13 protein-coding genes are annotated in these 14679 nt (G+C 70.7%); 7 read left to right on the forward strand and 6 right to left on the reverse strand.

The genetic code is table 11. The annotated features are described in order from the left end of the window. Nucleotides 1-75: 75 nt before the first annotated feature. On the reverse strand, nucleotides 76-1452 hold the full coding sequence (locus tag AB0L45_RS16465) for an activator-dependent family glycosyltransferase (protein WP_365840329.1): 1377 nt from the start codon (nucleotides 1450-1452) through the stop codon (nucleotides 76-78). 197 nt (nucleotides 1453-1649) lie between these two features. On the opposite strand from AB0L45_RS16465, the gene AB0L45_RS16470 reads away from it, so the two are divergent. Genes AB0L45_RS16470 through AB0L45_RS16480 form a run of 3 tightly spaced genes read left to right on the forward strand, consistent with a single transcriptional unit; the run spans nucleotide 1650 to nucleotide 5375 of the window. Continuing rightward, nucleotides 1650-2696: an NAD-dependent epimerase/dehydratase gene (locus tag AB0L45_RS16470; protein WP_365840331.1), complete on the forward strand. Its 1047-nt coding sequence runs from the start codon at nucleotides 1650-1652 to the stop codon at nucleotides 2694-2696. After that, nucleotides 2689-3993 carry a lipopolysaccharide biosynthesis protein RfbH gene (gene rfbH / locus AB0L45_RS16475; protein ID WP_365840333.1) on the forward strand — a complete coding sequence of 435 codons (1305 nt, stop codon included), beginning with the start codon at nucleotides 2689-2691 and terminating at the stop codon, nucleotides 3991-3993. The genes AB0L45_RS16470 and rfbH overlap by 8 nt, the downstream gene beginning before the upstream one ends. Then, nucleotides 3990-5375, forward strand: a complete 1386-nt coding sequence (locus AB0L45_RS16480) for an NDP-hexose 2,3-dehydratase family protein (protein ID WP_365840335.1) — start codon at nucleotides 3990-3992, stop codon at nucleotides 5373-5375. Before rfbH ends, AB0L45_RS16480 begins: the two co-directional genes overlap by 4 nt. A 149-nt stretch (nucleotides 5376-5524) precedes the next feature. Here the strand turns inward: AB0L45_RS16480 and rfbB are convergent, their stop codons facing one another. Continuing rightward, nucleotides 5525-6508, reverse strand: a complete 984-nt coding sequence (gene rfbB, locus AB0L45_RS16485; RefSeq protein WP_365840337.1) for a dTDP-glucose 4,6-dehydratase — start codon at nucleotides 6506-6508, stop codon at nucleotides 5525-5527. Next, nucleotides 6508-7413: a glucose-1-phosphate thymidylyltransferase RfbA gene (rfbA, locus tag AB0L45_RS16490; protein WP_365840339.1), complete on the reverse strand. Its 906-nt coding sequence runs from the start codon at nucleotides 7411-7413 to the stop codon at nucleotides 6508-6510. Before rfbA ends, rfbB begins: the two co-directional genes overlap by 1 nt. A 414-nt stretch (nucleotides 7414-7827) precedes the next feature. Between rfbA and AB0L45_RS16495 the strand changes: the two genes are divergently transcribed. The 3 genes from AB0L45_RS16495 to rfbC are packed head-to-tail and all read left to right on the forward strand — an operon-like array spanning nucleotide 7828 to nucleotide 10693. Further along, entirely contained in the window at nucleotides 7828-9075 is a 1248-nt protein-coding gene (locus AB0L45_RS16495; protein WP_365840341.1) for a cytochrome P450, read from the forward strand. Nucleotides 9076-9111: 36 nt separating this feature from the next. Continuing rightward, complete coding sequence (locus AB0L45_RS16500; protein WP_365840343.1) at nucleotides 9112-10011, forward strand: LLM class F420-dependent oxidoreductase; 900 nt, start codon at nucleotides 9112-9114, stop codon at nucleotides 10009-10011. A 58-nt stretch (nucleotides 10012-10069) separates the two neighbouring features. Beyond that, entirely contained in the window at nucleotides 10070-10693 is a 624-nt protein-coding gene (rfbC, locus tag AB0L45_RS16505) for a dTDP-4-dehydrorhamnose 3,5-epimerase (RefSeq protein WP_365840345.1), read from the forward strand. A 24-nt stretch (nucleotides 10694-10717) separates the two neighbouring features. Here rfbC and AB0L45_RS16510 read toward each other — a convergent pair whose 3' ends face one another. Further along, entirely contained in the window at nucleotides 10718-11182 is a 465-nt protein-coding gene (locus tag AB0L45_RS16510; protein ID WP_365840347.1) for a hypothetical protein, read from the reverse strand. 531 nt (nucleotides 11183-11713) lie between these two features. Here AB0L45_RS16510 and AB0L45_RS16515 point away from each other — a divergent pair. Then, on the forward strand, nucleotides 11714-11851 hold the full coding sequence (locus tag AB0L45_RS16515; RefSeq protein WP_365840349.1) for a hypothetical protein: 138 nt from the start codon (nucleotides 11714-11716) through the stop codon (nucleotides 11849-11851). 239 nt (nucleotides 11852-12090) lie between these two features. On the opposite strand, the gene AB0L45_RS16520 is transcribed toward AB0L45_RS16515, so the two are convergent. After that, nucleotides 12091-13374: a cytochrome P450 gene (locus AB0L45_RS16520; RefSeq protein ID WP_365840351.1), complete on the reverse strand. Its 1284-nt coding sequence runs from the start codon at nucleotides 13372-13374 to the stop codon at nucleotides 12091-12093. A 172-nt stretch (nucleotides 13375-13546) separates the two neighbouring features. Then, nucleotides 13547-14632: a methyltransferase gene (locus AB0L45_RS16525; protein ID WP_365840353.1), complete on the reverse strand. Its 1086-nt coding sequence runs from the start codon at nucleotides 14630-14632 to the stop codon at nucleotides 13547-13549. Nucleotides 14633-14679: the final 47 nt, after the last annotated feature.

Consider the following 14679-nt stretch of genomic DNA (forward strand, 5'->3'; position numbering starts at 1 on the left):
CTCAGGAAACCGTGCGAGGGGATGGGCGAAGCGCACGGCCCGCTCCCCCACCGGCGGCCGGTCGGCAACCGGGTCTCAGCGGGAGCGGTACCGGGCCGTGAGCTGTTCCAGTTCGTGGACCACTTCGGCGGGTGTCGGCTGGGCCAGCAGTTCCTTGCGCAGCCGCCCGGAGCCCTCCCGGAACGCGGGCTCGTCCAGGAGCCGTACCAGGAGTTCCCGGATCCGCGGCCCGTTCGTCTCACGCGGCCGGAGCCACAGCCCGCCCCCGGCCCGCTCCAGTCGCGGACCGCGCTCCTCGATGTCGGGGATGACGCGCCCGACGATGAGCTGGGGCACCTCGTGGGCGATCGAGTCCAGGAACGCGGGGGCTCCCCCGTGATGGATCACCACCGAGCACGACGGAATGACGACGTGCAACGGCACGAACTCCACCAGTCTGGTGTTGTCGGGCACCCGCTTGAGTTTCTTCTGCAGGCGCTCGGGCAGCGTCACGACCAGCTCGATGTCGAGGTCGGCGACGGAGTCCAGCATCCCCTGCACCTGTCCGAGGCCGAGGGCCTGGTGCTCCACCGCCAGTGTCTGGCTCATTCCGAAGGTGGCCAGCACCCGGCGCCGCGGAGGGTCGCGGCGGAGCCAGTCCGGCACCACGGCAGGCCCGTTGTAGGGGACGTAGCGCATGGCCACCTGGGGCACGGCCGAGTCCAGCCGCATGGAGCTCATCATCTGTTCGACGGTGAAGTGCCCGGTGACCATGGACTCCGAGAACGACGCCCCGTACTTCTCCGCCCAGCCGCCCAGCCAGTCCGCGAGCGCGTCCTGACGGTCCTCCGGCGCCTGCTCGTCACGTACCCGCACGAAGCGCCGGCGGAATCTGGCATCCACGTCCGTCGTGGTGGGCACGCGCGCGTGGGCCGCCCCCACCGCGGCGGCCGCGACCGAGCCCGCGTAGCTCAGGTAGTCCCGGACCACCAGATCGGGTTTCCACCAGCGGCAGTACTCCACCAGGTCCTCGACCATGGAATCGTTCATGACCTTGAGCACTTCGGTGACGAACGCGGTCAGCCACGGCAGGCGTTCCCAGGTGAGCATCGCCTCACGGTGTTCGGCGAAGTCGAAGAGCAGTTCGTCACGCCACCCGAGGCCTTCGAGAGCCTCGTGCATCGCGTCGCTGTACAGCCCGTTGAGCTTGTCCATGACGGGCTCGTCGGAGCCCACCGGGACCGCGGTCAGCCCCGCTCCGGTAATGGCGTCGGTCAGCTCCGGGCCACTGGCCACACGCACCTCGTGCCCCGCCGCCTGCAGGGCCCAGCACAACGACACCGAGCCGTGGAAATGGGTCCGCCAGGGGAATGTGACAAACAGGACGCGCATTGCGGTCTTCACCTCCGTGGTCACCGGGAAATGACCATTGCCGCCCCGCCTTAAGCAGACCTTGAACTGTTCTTGTCGCATCCAGGAACCGCCGGAGGACCGGCACCCCGCGGAATTCCCGGCGGAATGGCGCAGAAGGCCGGCCCTAGATCTGCTTTAGCCCGGCGGGTCATGCTCGGCGGGCAGGTTCGTGTGAACGCCTACGGAGTGGAGGGCCGGATGGCAGGGAGCTTCCGAGCCGGCCGGCAGGCCCCGGACACGAAGGACGGTGCCCGCTGGTGAGCCGAGCGCTGACCGGCCGGCCGGTGCTCGTACTGGGCGCGTCCGGCTACTTGGGGCAGCACATCTGCACGGCGTTCGCCGCGGCGGGCGCCCGGGTGACCGGGGTCAGCAGGGGTGCCCGGCAGGGCGCCCCGAGCAGGCCCGACGGCCGGAGCGCCGGCACCGCGGGCGCCGCCATGACCGACACCGTGCACCTGGACCTCGCCGCCTCGGGCAGCGCCGCACTCACCCGTCTGTGCGCGGCTTCCGCGGCACAGGTCGTGGTCAACGCCGTAGGGACGGTGTGGCAAGGCACCGAGGACCAGATGGCCGAGTGCAACACACGCCTGGTGGAGCGGCTGACGGACGCCGTGGCGGCTCTGCCGCGGCGGCCCCGGCTCATCCAGATCGGCACGGCCTACGAGTACGGGCCGGCCGGTCCCGACGACCTCATCGGCGAGGACTGGCCACCGGCACCGGCGACCGCCTACGGCCGCACCAAGCTGGCGGGCACCCGTGCCGTCCTCGGCGCCGTCCGGAAGGGAGAGGTCGACGGGGTGGTCCTGCGTGCTTCGGTCACGTGCGGGCCGGGCGCTCCCCGGGGCAGCCTCCCCGGGAACGTGGCCGCCGACCTGGCGGCGGGCCGCGGCGTGCTGCGGCTCGCACCGCTGCGTGCCCACCGCGACATCCTGGACGTACGGGACGTCGCCGATGCCGTCGTCGCGGCGGCCCGGGTTCCCGGACCGGCGATCGCCGAAGCGGGCGCCGTCATCAACATCGCCCGGGGCGAGTCCGTCCCGGTCCGCCGGCTCGTCGACCTGATGATCGCGTGCAGCGGACGCTCCGTGCGCGTACGGGAGGAGCAGCCCGACGCGAACCGCTCGGGCACCCTGTGGCAGCGCCTGGACGTCTCGCGAGCGCGGCACCTGCTCGGCTGGACACCGCACCGGTCCCTGACGGAATCGGTGCGCGATCTCCTCACGGCCGCGGGCGTGGCCGTACCCGGCGTGCCGGAAGACGTCGCCTCCGGATCATCGACATTCTTAGGGACAGTCCATGAGTGAACGGTCCGCGCACATCCTCGACGAGGTCCGCACCTACCATCAGGACGTCCGGGACACCCAGGCCTTCGTGCCCGGTGTCACGGAGATCTGGCCGTCCGGAGCCGTCCTCGACGAGGAGGACCGGGCAGCCCTGGTCGAGGCCGCCCTGGACCTGCGGATCGCGGCGGGCAAGTCGTCGCGCAAGTTCGAGTCGGCCTTCGCCCGCAGGATGCAGCGGCGCAAGGCGCATCTGACCAACTCCGGCTCCTCGGCGAATCTGCTGGCCCTCACCGCCCTGACGTCCCCGCAGTTGGAGGACCGCAGGCTCACGCCGGGCGACGAGGTGATCACGGTGGCGGCGGGCTTCCCCACGACCGTCAACCCCATCCTGCAGAACGGCCTGGTCCCGGTCTTCGTGGACATCGAGCTGAACACCTACAACACCACCGTCGACCGCGTCGAGAAGGCCATCGGCCCCCGTACCCGGGCCATCATGATCGCGCACGCCCTCGGCAACCCCTTCGAGGTCGCGGAGGTGGCGCAGCTGGCCGAGGAACACGGCCTGCTGCTGATCGAGGACACCTGCGACGCGGTCGGCACCACCTACAAGGGGCGCCTCGCCGGGACCTTCGGCGACCTGACCACCGTCAGTTTCTATCCGGCCCACCACCTCACCATGGGTGAGGGCGGCTGTGTGCTCACCTCGAACCTGTCGCTGGCCCGGATCGTGGAGTCGCTGCGGGACTGGGGCCGGGACTGCTGGTGCGAACCGGGCGAGAGCGACACCTGCCTGAAGCGGTTCGACTTCCAGATGGGGACGCTGCCGGCCGGTTACGACCACAAGTACATTTTCTCCCACGTGGGTTACAACCTGAAAGCCACCGATCTCCAGGCGGCCCTCGGTCTCACCCAGCTCAGCAAGCTCGACGCGTTCTGCACGGCACGGCGGCGCAACTGGCGGCGGCTGCGCGAAGGGCTGGAGGACGTACCGTGGCTGCTGTTGCCCGAGCCCACGCCGGGCAGCGATCCGAGCTGGTTCGGCTTCGTCATCACCGTCGATCCCGAGGCGCCCTTCCAGCGCGCGGAGCTCGTGCACTTCCTGGAGAGCCGCAAGATCGGCACACGCCGGCTGTTCGCCGGCAACCTGACGCGCCACCCCGCCTACGCCGACCGCGCGTTCCGGGTCTCCGGCGAGCTGACGAACAGCGACACCGTCACCGAGCACACCTTCTGGGTCGGTGTCTACCCCGGCCTCACCGAGGAGATGATCGATTACGTCATCGCCTCCATCACCGCATTCGTGGGGAGCCACCGATGACCGCGACGTGGGACACCCGCCCCTGGCCGGCGCTCAAGGAGCGGCAGGACGCCTCGCTGCCCGACCGCTTCGCCCGGTCCGCGGCCGAGCGGCCGGACGGGACCGTGGAGGAGGTGCTGGGCTGGCTGGGCCGGCGGCGCGCGCAGGTCCCGTTCGCGGTGGAGCGCATTCCCTTCCACGCGCTCGACGGCTGGTCGTCCGAGCCGGGGACCGGAAACCTCGTGCACCGCAGCGGCCGCTTCTTCACCGTGGAGGGTCTGCACGTCAGGATCGGTGAGCAGCCCGGCTGCGTCGAGTGGCACCAGCCCGTCATCGTCCAGCCGGAGGTGGGCATCCTGGGAGTCCTGGCCCGGGAGTTCGACGGGGTTCTGCACTTCCTCATGCAGGCCAAGATGGAGCCCGGCAACCCCGGACTGCTCCAGCTCTCCCCCACCGTCCAGGCCACGTACAGCAACTACACCAAGGTCCACAAAGGCGCGGCCGTCCGCTACCTGGAGTACTTCACCGACCCGTCCCAGGGCCGCGTCCTGGCGGACACGCTCCAGTCCGAGCACGGCTCCTGGTTCCACCGCAAGCGCAATCGCAACATGGTCGTCGAAGCGGTCGGCCCGGTGCCCGAGCACGAGGACTTCCGCTGGCTCACCCTGGGCCAGATCCACGAACTGCTCAGGCACGACAACACGGTGAACCTGGACGCGCGCTCGGCCCTCGCCGGCCTGTACGTGCCCGGCACGCCCGGCGCCCTGCACTCCGACACCGAACTGCTGTCCTGGCTGGCCGCCCAGCGGTCCGTGACCCCGATCCGCAGCACACGCGTCCCGCTCGCCGGCCTGCCGTCCTGGACGTACGGCGACTCCTCGGTGGACCACGAGGACGGTCTCCACTTCCGGGTCGTGGCCCTGTCGGTGCAGGCGGGCAACCGCGAGGTCGGCCACTGGACCCAGCCCCTGTTCGAACCCCGTGAACAGGGCGTCGTCGCGTTCCTGACCCGTACGGTCGAGGGCGTTCCGCACGTACTGGCCCGGGCTCGCGCGGAGGGCGGCTTCCTCGACGCGGAACTGGGCCCCACCGTCCAGTGCCAGCCCGGCACCTACGCGCATCTGCCCGCAACGGACCGGCCGCCCTTCCTCGACCGGGTGCTGGCGGCCGACCCGTCCCGGATCCGCTTCTCCGCGCTGCTCTCCGAGGAGGGCGGCCGCTTCTTGAACGCGGTGAGCCGCTACCTGATCGTGGAAGCCGACGAGAGCGACGCGCCGTTCGACACGCCGCCGGGGTTCCGCTGGGTCTCGCGCGACCAGCTCGCCGTCCTGACCAGGTACAGCCACTACGTCACCATCCAGGCGCGGACGCTCCTGCTGTGCCTCAACTCGCTGGACGCCTGATGAGCCGCCTGGGCCGGAGGTCCGTCGTCGGCCGGGCGTGAGCGGTGCGGGTATGCGCGGCCCGGGTGGTGCCGTCCGGGCCCGGAGACGTCGCCGACCTCGGCAGCCGGCCGGCTGCCGAGGTCGTCCGGTGTCCTGGGATTCCGCCGTCAGACCGCGGCAGCGCGGGTGAGCGGCTGCCACCAGGAGCGGTTCTCCCGGTACCAGGCGACCGTGTCGGCGAGCCCGGACGCGAAGTCCCGCCGGGGGCGGTAACCGAGCTCCGTGCGGGCCTTGTCGTCGTGGATCGAGTAGCGCCGGTCGTGGCCCTTGCGGTCCGCCACCTGGCGCACCTGGTCCCAGCTGCCGCCACAGGCGTCGAGCAGCAGCCCGGTCAGTTCGAGGTTGCTGAGTTCGGTGCCACCGCTGATGTTGTAGATCTCGCCCGGACGCCCGCCGGCCCGCACCAGGTCCACGCCGCGGCAGTGGTCCTCGACGTGCAGCCAGTCCCGGACGTTCTTGCCGTCGCCGTACAGCGGTACCCGGCCGCCGTCGAGCAGCCGCGAGATGAACAGGGGGATGACCTTCTCGGGGAACTGCCGCGGCCCGTAGTTGTTGCAGCAGCGGGTCACCCGCACATCCAGGCCATGGGTGCGGTGGCAGGACAGGGCGATGAGGTCGGAGGCCGCCTTGGACGCCGCGTAGGGCGAGTTGGGCCCCAGGCGGTCCTCCTCGGTGAAGGATCCGGTGGCGATGGATCCGTAGACCTCGTCGGTGGACACGTGCACGAAGCGGCCGACCCCGTGGCGGACCGCTGCTTCCAGGAGCCGGTGGGTGCCGGTCACGTTGGTACGAACGAACGCGTCCGCGTCGGCGATGGAGCGGTCGACATGTGACTCCGCCGCGAAGTGCACCACCTGGTCGGCCCCGGCCATCAGACGGTCGACGAGCCCGGCGTCGCAGATGTCGCCCTGGACGAGGCTCAGCCGCGGATGGGTGAGGTCGAGGTTCTCCGGCCTGCCGGCGTAGGTGAGCTTGTCGAGGACGGTGATCTCGGAGACGTCGGCCGCCGACTCGGGAGCGCCGGGCGCCAGCAGCATCCGTACGTAGGCCGAACCGATGAAGCCGGCGGCGCCGGTGACCAGGAGACGCATCAGTACTCCAGAAGCTCGGTGGGCACCGGGTTGTCACGGTGGGTGCGGGCGCTCTCCATGACGTACTGGCCGTAGGGCGAACCGGGCATCTCGGCGCCGAGGTCGAAACAGGCCTCCGGGCTGATGAAGCCCATGAACATGGCGACCTCCTCGACACAGCCGAGACGGATGCCCTGGTAGTGCTGCATGTCCCGGACGAACCGGCCGGCGTCCAGCAGGGATTCATGGGTTCCGGTGTCCAGCCAGGTGACGCCCCTGCCGAGCCGCACCAGATCGGCGCGTCCCTCCGCCAGGTAGGCGCGCAGGACGTCGGTGATCTCCAGCTCGCCGCGGGCCGAGGGCCGCAGGCCGCCGGCGATGTCGGTCACGGTGTCGTCGAAGAAGTACAGGCCCGGGATCGCGAGGTTGGAGCGCGGGTGCTCCGGCTTCTCCTCGATCGAGAGGAGCTTGCCCTTCGCGTCGGTCTCGACGACCCCGAAGCGCCAGGGCTCGGCGACCTGGTGCCCGAACAGCACACAGCCGCGCAGTTCCCGAGCGGCCCTGCGCAGCAAGGAGGGCAGCCTGGCCCCGTGGAAGAGGTTGTCGCCCAGGATCAGGGCGCACTCCTCGCCCTCGATGTGGTCGGCGCCGACCCGGAAGGCGTCGGCGATGCCCCGCGGCTCGTCCTGGGCCGCGTAGGCGATGCGCATGCCCAGCCTGCTGCCGTCTCCGAACAGGCCGCGGAACTGCTCGACCTCCGTCGGGCGGGCGATGATCAGGACGTCGTCGATGCCCGCGAGCATCAGCATCGACATCGGGTAATAGACCATGGGCTTGTCGTAGATCGGCGCAAGCTGTTTGGAGCCCACGAGGGTGAGGGGCCGCAGCCGCGTCCCGTTTCCCCCCGCCAGCACTATGCCCTTCACCGGACTGCGGTCGTGCGACCGGGGACTGCGGCCTTTCGGCGCCACGCCCGCGACTTGGGCTGAACCACGAATCCTCCAGGTGCGACAGACTTCTGCGGCTCGCTCCATACTGAGCGGTCGTCTAAAGCCGGTCTTGGGCCGGTCGAAAACTCCGGCGCAGCGGCGCACCCGAAAGCTCCGAGCGGTTGGTTCACGCGTGGCTGCGGGGCTGCTCATGCAGGGGCCACGTTGATATCCCGCTGCCTTTCCCTTGTACTGTCGCCAGGACAGGACTGCGGCGGGACGTAGCCTGCTCTGCTGCCGTTCTCCCGGGGCCGCGTCCGTTCCCGGCAGCGCATCATTGAAGCGAAAGCGGTGGCCCGCATAGGGTTCCGGCCAGCTGCCCTGTAGACGGCCCTCGTTGGAGGCGCGATCGTGACGGTGTCGGAGCACATCCCCAGTCTCACTTCGGAGTTCGTCAGTACCGCCGACGGCTATCGCGCCCTGCGCGAGCAGGCCCCACTGGTCCAGGTGAAACTCCCGGACGTGGACACCCCTATGTGGCTCGTCACTCGCTACGCGCACATGAAGGAAATTCTGAGCGATTCCCGTTTCGTCCGCGATGCCGCCAAGCTCTCCGATCAGGAGGGCCCCAGCGTCGTGGACCAGATGATCGAGGCGTACGGGCTGCCGCCGGAATTCGGCGATTACCACAGCATTCTGGTGCTGGCCGACGGGGACGAGCACCTTCGGATGCGCAGGATCATCACGCGCGCGTTCACCGCCCGCCGTGTCAACGCGCTGCGCCCCACCCTCGAACGCCTCACCCGGGAACTGCACCGGTCCCTGTCCGCGAAGGGGAAGGCTGAACTCCTCGAAGAGTTCTGCTACCCCCTGGCATGCGCCGCGATCTGCGAACTGCTCGGCATCGTGGAAGTCGACCAGCCCCAGGTGCGCAAGCAGATGATGGATGCCATCTCCGGTGAACCCGGGCGGCTGGTCCCCGCGTTCACCAGCATGGTCGAGCGCAGCAAGGCGCTGATCGAGCTGCGCCGGGAAAACCCTCAGGACGACCTGATCTCCGATCTGCTGCGAGTCGCCCGGGAGGAGGACCGCTTCGACCAGAAGCAGATCGTCGCGATCACCATGGTGCTCATCGACACCGGGGTCGGGCCCGCCGCGCATTTCCTCGCGGACATGATCCTGGCCCTGCTCGACCACCCCGGCCAGCTCGCACGGCTGCGCGAGGAGCCCCAGCTCCTGCACACCCGGGCCGTGCCCGAACTCCTGCGCTTCACCTCCTCCGTCCCGGTCGGCGCCCCGATGTACGCCACCGAGGACCTGGACTTCGCCGGCGTACGCATCACACGTGGCGAAGCGGTCATCCCCGGCATCCTGGCCGCCAACCACGACCCGCACGAGTACCCTGACGACGCCCTGGGCCTCGATCTGGGCCGTGCACCCGGCACCGGCGTGGGCCATATGGCCTTCGGTCACGGCCCCCACTTCTGCATCGGCGCCGCGCTCGCCCGCATGGAAGCCGAGATCGTCATCGACCGGCTGTTCCTCCAAGGCGACGCCCCCGAGCTGGCCGTCCACCGCGACGCACTGCAATTCGCGGCACGGCCCGGCGACGGCGTCCACCTCAAAGCCCTGCCGGTGCGCTTCCCCACCCTTGACTGACCGCCTACGACCCTGGAGGTAATGGTGCGCATCGGCGTGACTCTCGACGAGCACGACGGGCCGGACGCGCTGCCGCGGCTGACCGATGACCTGCGGCGCGCGAACGACGACGGCTTCGCCTCCGCCTGGATGTCGCACATCTTCGGCATGGACGCGCTCACGGCCCTCGCGGTGGCGGGCGCCCGGGTGCCGGACATCGAGGTGGGCACGGCCGTCGTACCGACGTTCCCGCGCCACCCGGCCGCGCTGGCACAGCAGGCCCGCACCACCGCTCTGGCGACCGGGCCGGGGCGGCTGACCCTGGGCGTCGGCCTGTCGCACCGGGTCATCGTCGAGGACTTCTACGGCTACTCCTTCAAGCGGCCGCTGCGGCACATGGACGAATACCTCTCGGTGCTCCTCCCGCTCCTGGAAGGGCGTCCCGCCTCGTTCAGCGGCGAGACGGTGCAGGCGCAGATCCGGCTGACGGGCCCCTGCGAGAGCCGTGTGCCGGTGCTGCTCGCGGCGCTCGGCCCCAAGATGCTGAGGCTCGCCGCCGAACGCACCGAGGGCACCGTGCTGTGGATGACCGGGCCGGCCACCGTACGGGACCATGTCGTGCCGGTCATCACGGCCGCCGCGCAGGCCGCCGGCCGCCCGGCACCGCGGGTGGTGTGCATCCTGCCGGTCGGTGTGACGAGCGACCCGGAGAGCGCGTACGCCCGCGCGGCGACGGCCTTCAGGGCGTACGGCACGCTCCCGTCGTACCGGGCGATGATCGACCGCGAGGGCGTCGCAGGCCCCGCCGATCTGGCCCTGATCGGTGACGAGGACACCGTGGCCGCCCAGCTCGACGGACTCGCCAAGGCCGGCGTCACCGACTTCGTGGCGCTCGGATTCCTGACCGGCGCCGACGCCGTCCGCACCCGCGCGTTCCTCACGTCGCTCGTCACCTGACCGGCCCGCTCCCGGCCCTCGCCCCCGCCCCCGCCCCGGCATCGAAGGAGTTCGCTCAGTGAAGTCACGCAAGCTCACCGTCGAGGGGGCCCTGGAGTTCACCCCCCGCGTGTTCGAGGACCAGCGCGGGCTCTTCGTCTCCCCGTTCCAGGGGCCGGCGTTCGCCGAGGCGGCGGACGGGCCGCTGTTCCCCGTGGAACAGACCAACCACAGCCGTTCACGGCGCGGCGTGGTGCGGGGCATCCACTTCACCGTCACACCGCCCGGGACGGCGAAGTACGTCTACTGCGCGCGCGGCGCGGTGCTGGACATCGTCGTGGATGTCCGGGTGGGCTCACCGACGTTCGGCGCGTGGGACACGGTACGGATGGACCAGGTGGACTTCCGGACCATGTACTGCCCGGTCGGTGTCGGACACGCCTTCGTCGTGCTGGAGGACGACACGGTGATGTCCTACATGCTCTCCTCCAGTTACGTCCCGGAGAACGAACTGGCACTGGACGTACGCGACCCGGCACTCGCGCTCCCCCTCCTGGACGACGTCGAGCCGATCCTGTCCGAGCGCGACCAGGCCGCGCCCACACTGGCCCAGGCCAAGGCCGAGGGCCTTCTCCCGGACTACGCCCGCTGTCGCGAGATCGAGGACGCGCTGCGCGGCAGGCGGACGTCCGTGGCGGGCTGAGCGCGCCGTGCGGCAGGGCCGCGATCACCCCGCGGTGCGTTCCGCGTCGCCCCAGAACTCCTGACTGTCGAACTTCAGGTTCAGGTACGAATTGGGTGCCCGCAGCACGTTACCGGCCTTGTCACACGTCGGCCACTGCAGCTTCCACCTGAGGCGGCCGTTCTGGCCCTCAAGAGCGATCATGCCGAGCACGTTGGTGACTTTCACCCCCGTTTCCGGCGCCCAATCTGTGCCGTTGACCGCCACTCTGGCCCTGTCGCCGGCTTTGTTGATGCCCACCTCCAGCGATACGCTACTGCCGGATTTCGGCGCCATCTTCTGAGCGTGGTACGTCGTACCGCCTGCCCCTCTCCAGTCGTTCAACTGGCTGCCACACGCCCTTTGTTGTGCCCGCCCTTGCGAAGTCGCGCCGACATGTGACGCGCCGGAGAGGGAGACCAGTACGGTGCTGCTGATGACGGCTGCGAGGTGCTTGCGGTTGAGGTGCATCGGGCTTCCTGTTCTGTGACCCGCCCCGGATTTCTGACGGCTCTTGCCGCGATGTCCAGCTTCGACCCGGCCTGTCGACATGTCGCGCTGCGCTGCCCCCGGCTACCGCAAAAGAGTGACAACTCACAGGTGGATCTTCCTGGGCCTCCCGCCCGACCGCTGCGGGTGTCGGGAGGGAACAATTCCGGGGCGTGGTCCTCCCTCGCCATGACGAGCATCCGGCCCCATGTCGGGCTCGTCGGGATACGGGTACCAGCAGGCGTTCGCGTACCGGCGTACCCCCTCCGGACAGCAGGTGAAGAGGTCGAGGCCGGGCGCGAGTTCGACCATGACGTCGTCCGGGGCTCCCAGGTCACAGGCTGACGCGCGGGCGCGGCTCGCGCCAGGTTCGAGTGCCGCGGGCAATGCACCGGCCGGTATGCGCTGCACGGCGTAGGGCGCGAACGCCTCATCGACGCGCGGGGCAGTCAGCGGCCCGTCCGCGGATGCGGCGAGCGGAACCTTCCCGGGGCTGCCGTCCTCTGCCGAGGCATGATCCATCTGTCCACGCGGCCAGCCGCGCAGGACAGCCGGGTCGGCGCCGAGCAGCGCGAGACCGTGTGCGTCACCGGACGCCACCACGCCCGGACCGCCCGCCACGGCACCCCCGGAGCCGGCTCCGGCCCCTGACCGAGCGGATCGACGAGGCCCAGGCATCCGAGCCGGACGGCGGCCTGGTCCGCGCTGTGGCGAGACCGGTGATCTCTCCACGGAGAACCTGACCGGTGAGGAACCGGCCTCCACACCCACTTCGCGATACGGGCGGCCGGATCGCCTACGTCTCACTTCCCGAGCAGTGCTTCGTCAGTTCCGCCTTTCCCGCGCCGCCGCGCCGCCGTGTCTCCGCGCCGCCGCGCCGCCGTACCTCGTCAACTCGCCCTCGCACCACAGGCGTTCCCTGAAAGATTCACCGGCAGTGCGACCGGCCCGCGGACGACCGCTTCGGGACGCCGCCAGCGGAGCGAGGACAGTGGAACCCGCGGGGTGAGGCCGGGAGCCGCCGTGGCCAGTTCCTCCAGGGCCACGCGCAGCTGGGTGCGGGCCAGTTGGGCGCCCAGGCAGGTGTGGGCGCCGTGTCCGAAGGTCAGGTGGCGGGCGTGGGGGCGGGTGACGTCCAGCCGGGAGGCGTCCGGATGCGTACGCGGGTCGAAGCCGGCGTGCAGCAGGGACACCACGACGGCCTCTCCGGCACGTATCCGGACCGTACCGAGGACCAGGTCCTGCCGCGCGACGCGGGTGAAACTCATCGGTACGACGGGGGCGTAGCGCAGCAGTTCCTCCACGGCCGCGGACGGCGCGTGCTCCGGGTGCGCCGCTGTGGCCAGGAGGCGCCACTGCTCCGGGTGGTCGAGCAGGGCGACGACGGCCAGGCCCAGTTGGCCGACGGAGGTCTCGTAGCCCGCGTTGAGGAGCAGCTCGACCAGGGCCGTCAGCTCCTGGTGGCTCAGCGCTCCGCTCTCGTCGTGCGCGGTGGCCAGCGCGCCCAGCATGTGCCCGCCGGGGCGGCGCCGGGCTTCGGCGATCAGCTTGCGGATGTAGTCGCGCAGCGCGTCCCTGGCCAGGCTCTGCTCCTCGAAGATCCCGGTGGTGATGCCCAGGGCGCGGTCCGCCAGGCCGGCGAAGTGCGCGTGGTCGCCCTCGGGGACGCCGAGTACGCGGCAGATCGTAGTGGCCGACAGGGGCATGGCGTACTGCGCGACGAGGTCGATGCGGGTACGGCCGACGAGCAGCCGACGGGCCGTGTGCCGGATGCCGTCTTCCAGGCGGGCGACGGCCTGCGGGGTCAAGGACCGGTTCACCAGCCTGCGCAGCCGGGTGTGCTGTGGCGGATCGAGGCTGGTGAGGGCGGCCGGGTCGGGACGGAGCGGGTGGATGGCCGGTGCGGTGGGGGTGACCGCCGCGGCGCGGCTGAACCGGTCGTCGGTGAGGACCTTGCGGCCCAGGTCGAAGCCGGTGACGAGCCAGATGTGGTCTCCCGTGGGAGCGACGACGGGGACGACGTCCGCGCCGCTGTCCCCGGTGGGCAGGAAATCGGGGAGCGGCCCGCGCTGGGTGGCTTGAGCGAGGGCGAGGTGGTCGGCGGGCGCCGTGGGGGGAAAGGGGGCACGGGGACGGTCAGGTGCGGCCCCGCCGGGCCGGGCCGGGTGATTCATCGGTGTTCGCTCTCTCCCGGTGGAGGGGTGGGTGGGGCAGCCCGGAGGAGGCGGTCGGACGGGGACGGCCGGACGAACGGCCGGATGGCGGCAGCCGGACGCCGGGCCGTTCGTCTGCCCGCCCCCACGTCTCCCGCCTGCCGCTCCCGTCACTCCCGCTCCTTCGATGGCGCTACTTCGTACCGACGACGAGGTACTCCGGACCGTCGAGGTGGCGGACGGATGTGTCCCGGAATCCGGCCCCGGCCATCCACGCCCGGCAGTCGGCACCGGTGTATCCCAGCCCCCCGGCGGAGACCAGCGAGACGTTGAGGCTGATCAGCAGGCCGGTGGTACGGGCCCTGCGGTCGTCGTCGATCAGGGACTCGTAGATGAGCAGCGCACCGCCCTGGGGCAGCGCGTCGTACGCCTTGCGGATGAGCATCTTCTTCGTGTCCAGGTCCCAGTCGTGCAGGACGTGGCCCATGATGAGGACGTCGGCCGTCGGCAGCGGCCCGGTGAAGAAGTCCCCGCCCTCGAACCGCGCCCGGTCGGCGATGCCCAGTTGCTTGGTGTGGGCCGTGAACCCCGCTTCGACCGCGGGCAGGTCGAAGCCGATGCCTTCCACGTGCTCGTGGCGGGTGAGGATCTGGGCCAGCAGAGCGCCCTCGGCACAGCCCACGTCCGCCACGGAGCCGACCTGGTGCCAGTCGTACGTCTCGGCCAGCGCGTGGTTGGCGCCCATGCTGTATCCGGTCATCGCCCGCAGGAAGCCGGTCACCTGGTCCGGGGCGGCGAACGCGGCACCGAAGGTGTCGCTGCCGGCATCGGTGGCGACCGGTTCGGGGCCGGCCGGTGCCGCGTCGCCGGAACCGCCGGATACGGCCAGGGCGCGGGAGAAGTCGAGCCGTCCGCCGGTGCGCAGGGCTTCGGTGAGACCGGCCCAGCAGGGGAAGCCCGCGTTGAGGAACTCCAGGTACCCCGAGATGTCGGTGCCCGGCTTGCCGGGGTCGAGGTGGCGGTCGGCCGTCGGGGAGTTGCGGTAGACGCCGTCCTGCCGCTCCAGCAGGCCCATCGACACCAGGGCGTCGAGGAAGTCGGCACCGCCGCGGCCGGTGATGCCGAGGCGGGCGCGCAGCTCCGCACCGGTCGCCGGCTGCCGGGCCAGGGTCTCGAAGACGTTGAGTTCCACGGCGCTCAGCAGGACCTTCGACTTCCAGAAGGCGACCGCGAGATCGATGATGGCGTGCGGCGAGTCGGACACCGAGGGCTTGGTCATGCGGGACTCCGTCCAGGGTCGTGAGTGATGAGGGCCGTCGGCCGGAA

The sequence above is a fragment of the Streptomyces sp. NPDC052496 genome, assembly GCF_040679095.1.
Lineage (GTDB): Bacteria > Actinomycetota > Actinomycetes > Streptomycetales > Streptomycetaceae > Streptomyces.

Excerpts from the sequence above, each read along its gene's own strand:
- AB0L45_RS16510 (WP_365840347.1), bottom strand. The coding sequence starts at position 11,182 with ATGCACCTCAACCGCAAGCACCTCGCAGCCGTCATCAGCAGCACCGTA.
- rfbB (WP_365840337.1), bottom strand. The coding sequence starts at position 6,508 with ATGCGTCTCCTGGTCACCGGCGCCGCCGGCTTCATCGGTTCGGCCTAC.
- AB0L45_RS16525 (WP_365840353.1), bottom strand. The coding sequence starts at position 14,632 with ATGACCAAGCCCTCGGTGTCCGACTCGCCGCACGCCATCATCGATCTC.
- AB0L45_RS16520 (WP_365840351.1), bottom strand. The coding sequence starts at position 13,374 with ATGAATCACCCGGCCCGGCCCGGCGGGGCCGCACCTGACCGTCCCCGT.
- AB0L45_RS16515 (WP_365840349.1), top strand. The coding sequence starts at position 11,714 with ATGATCCATCTGTCCACGCGGCCAGCCGCGCAGGACAGCCGGGTCGGC.
- AB0L45_RS16465 (WP_365840329.1), bottom strand. The coding sequence starts at position 1,452 with ATGCGACAAGAACAGTTCAAGGTCTGCTTAAGGCGGGGCGGCAATGGT.
- rfbH (WP_365840333.1), top strand. The coding sequence starts at position 2,689 with ATGAGTGAACGGTCCGCGCACATCCTCGACGAGGTCCGCACCTACCAT.
- AB0L45_RS16480 (WP_365840335.1), top strand. The coding sequence starts at position 3,990 with ATGACCGCGACGTGGGACACCCGCCCCTGGCCGGCGCTCAAGGAGCGG.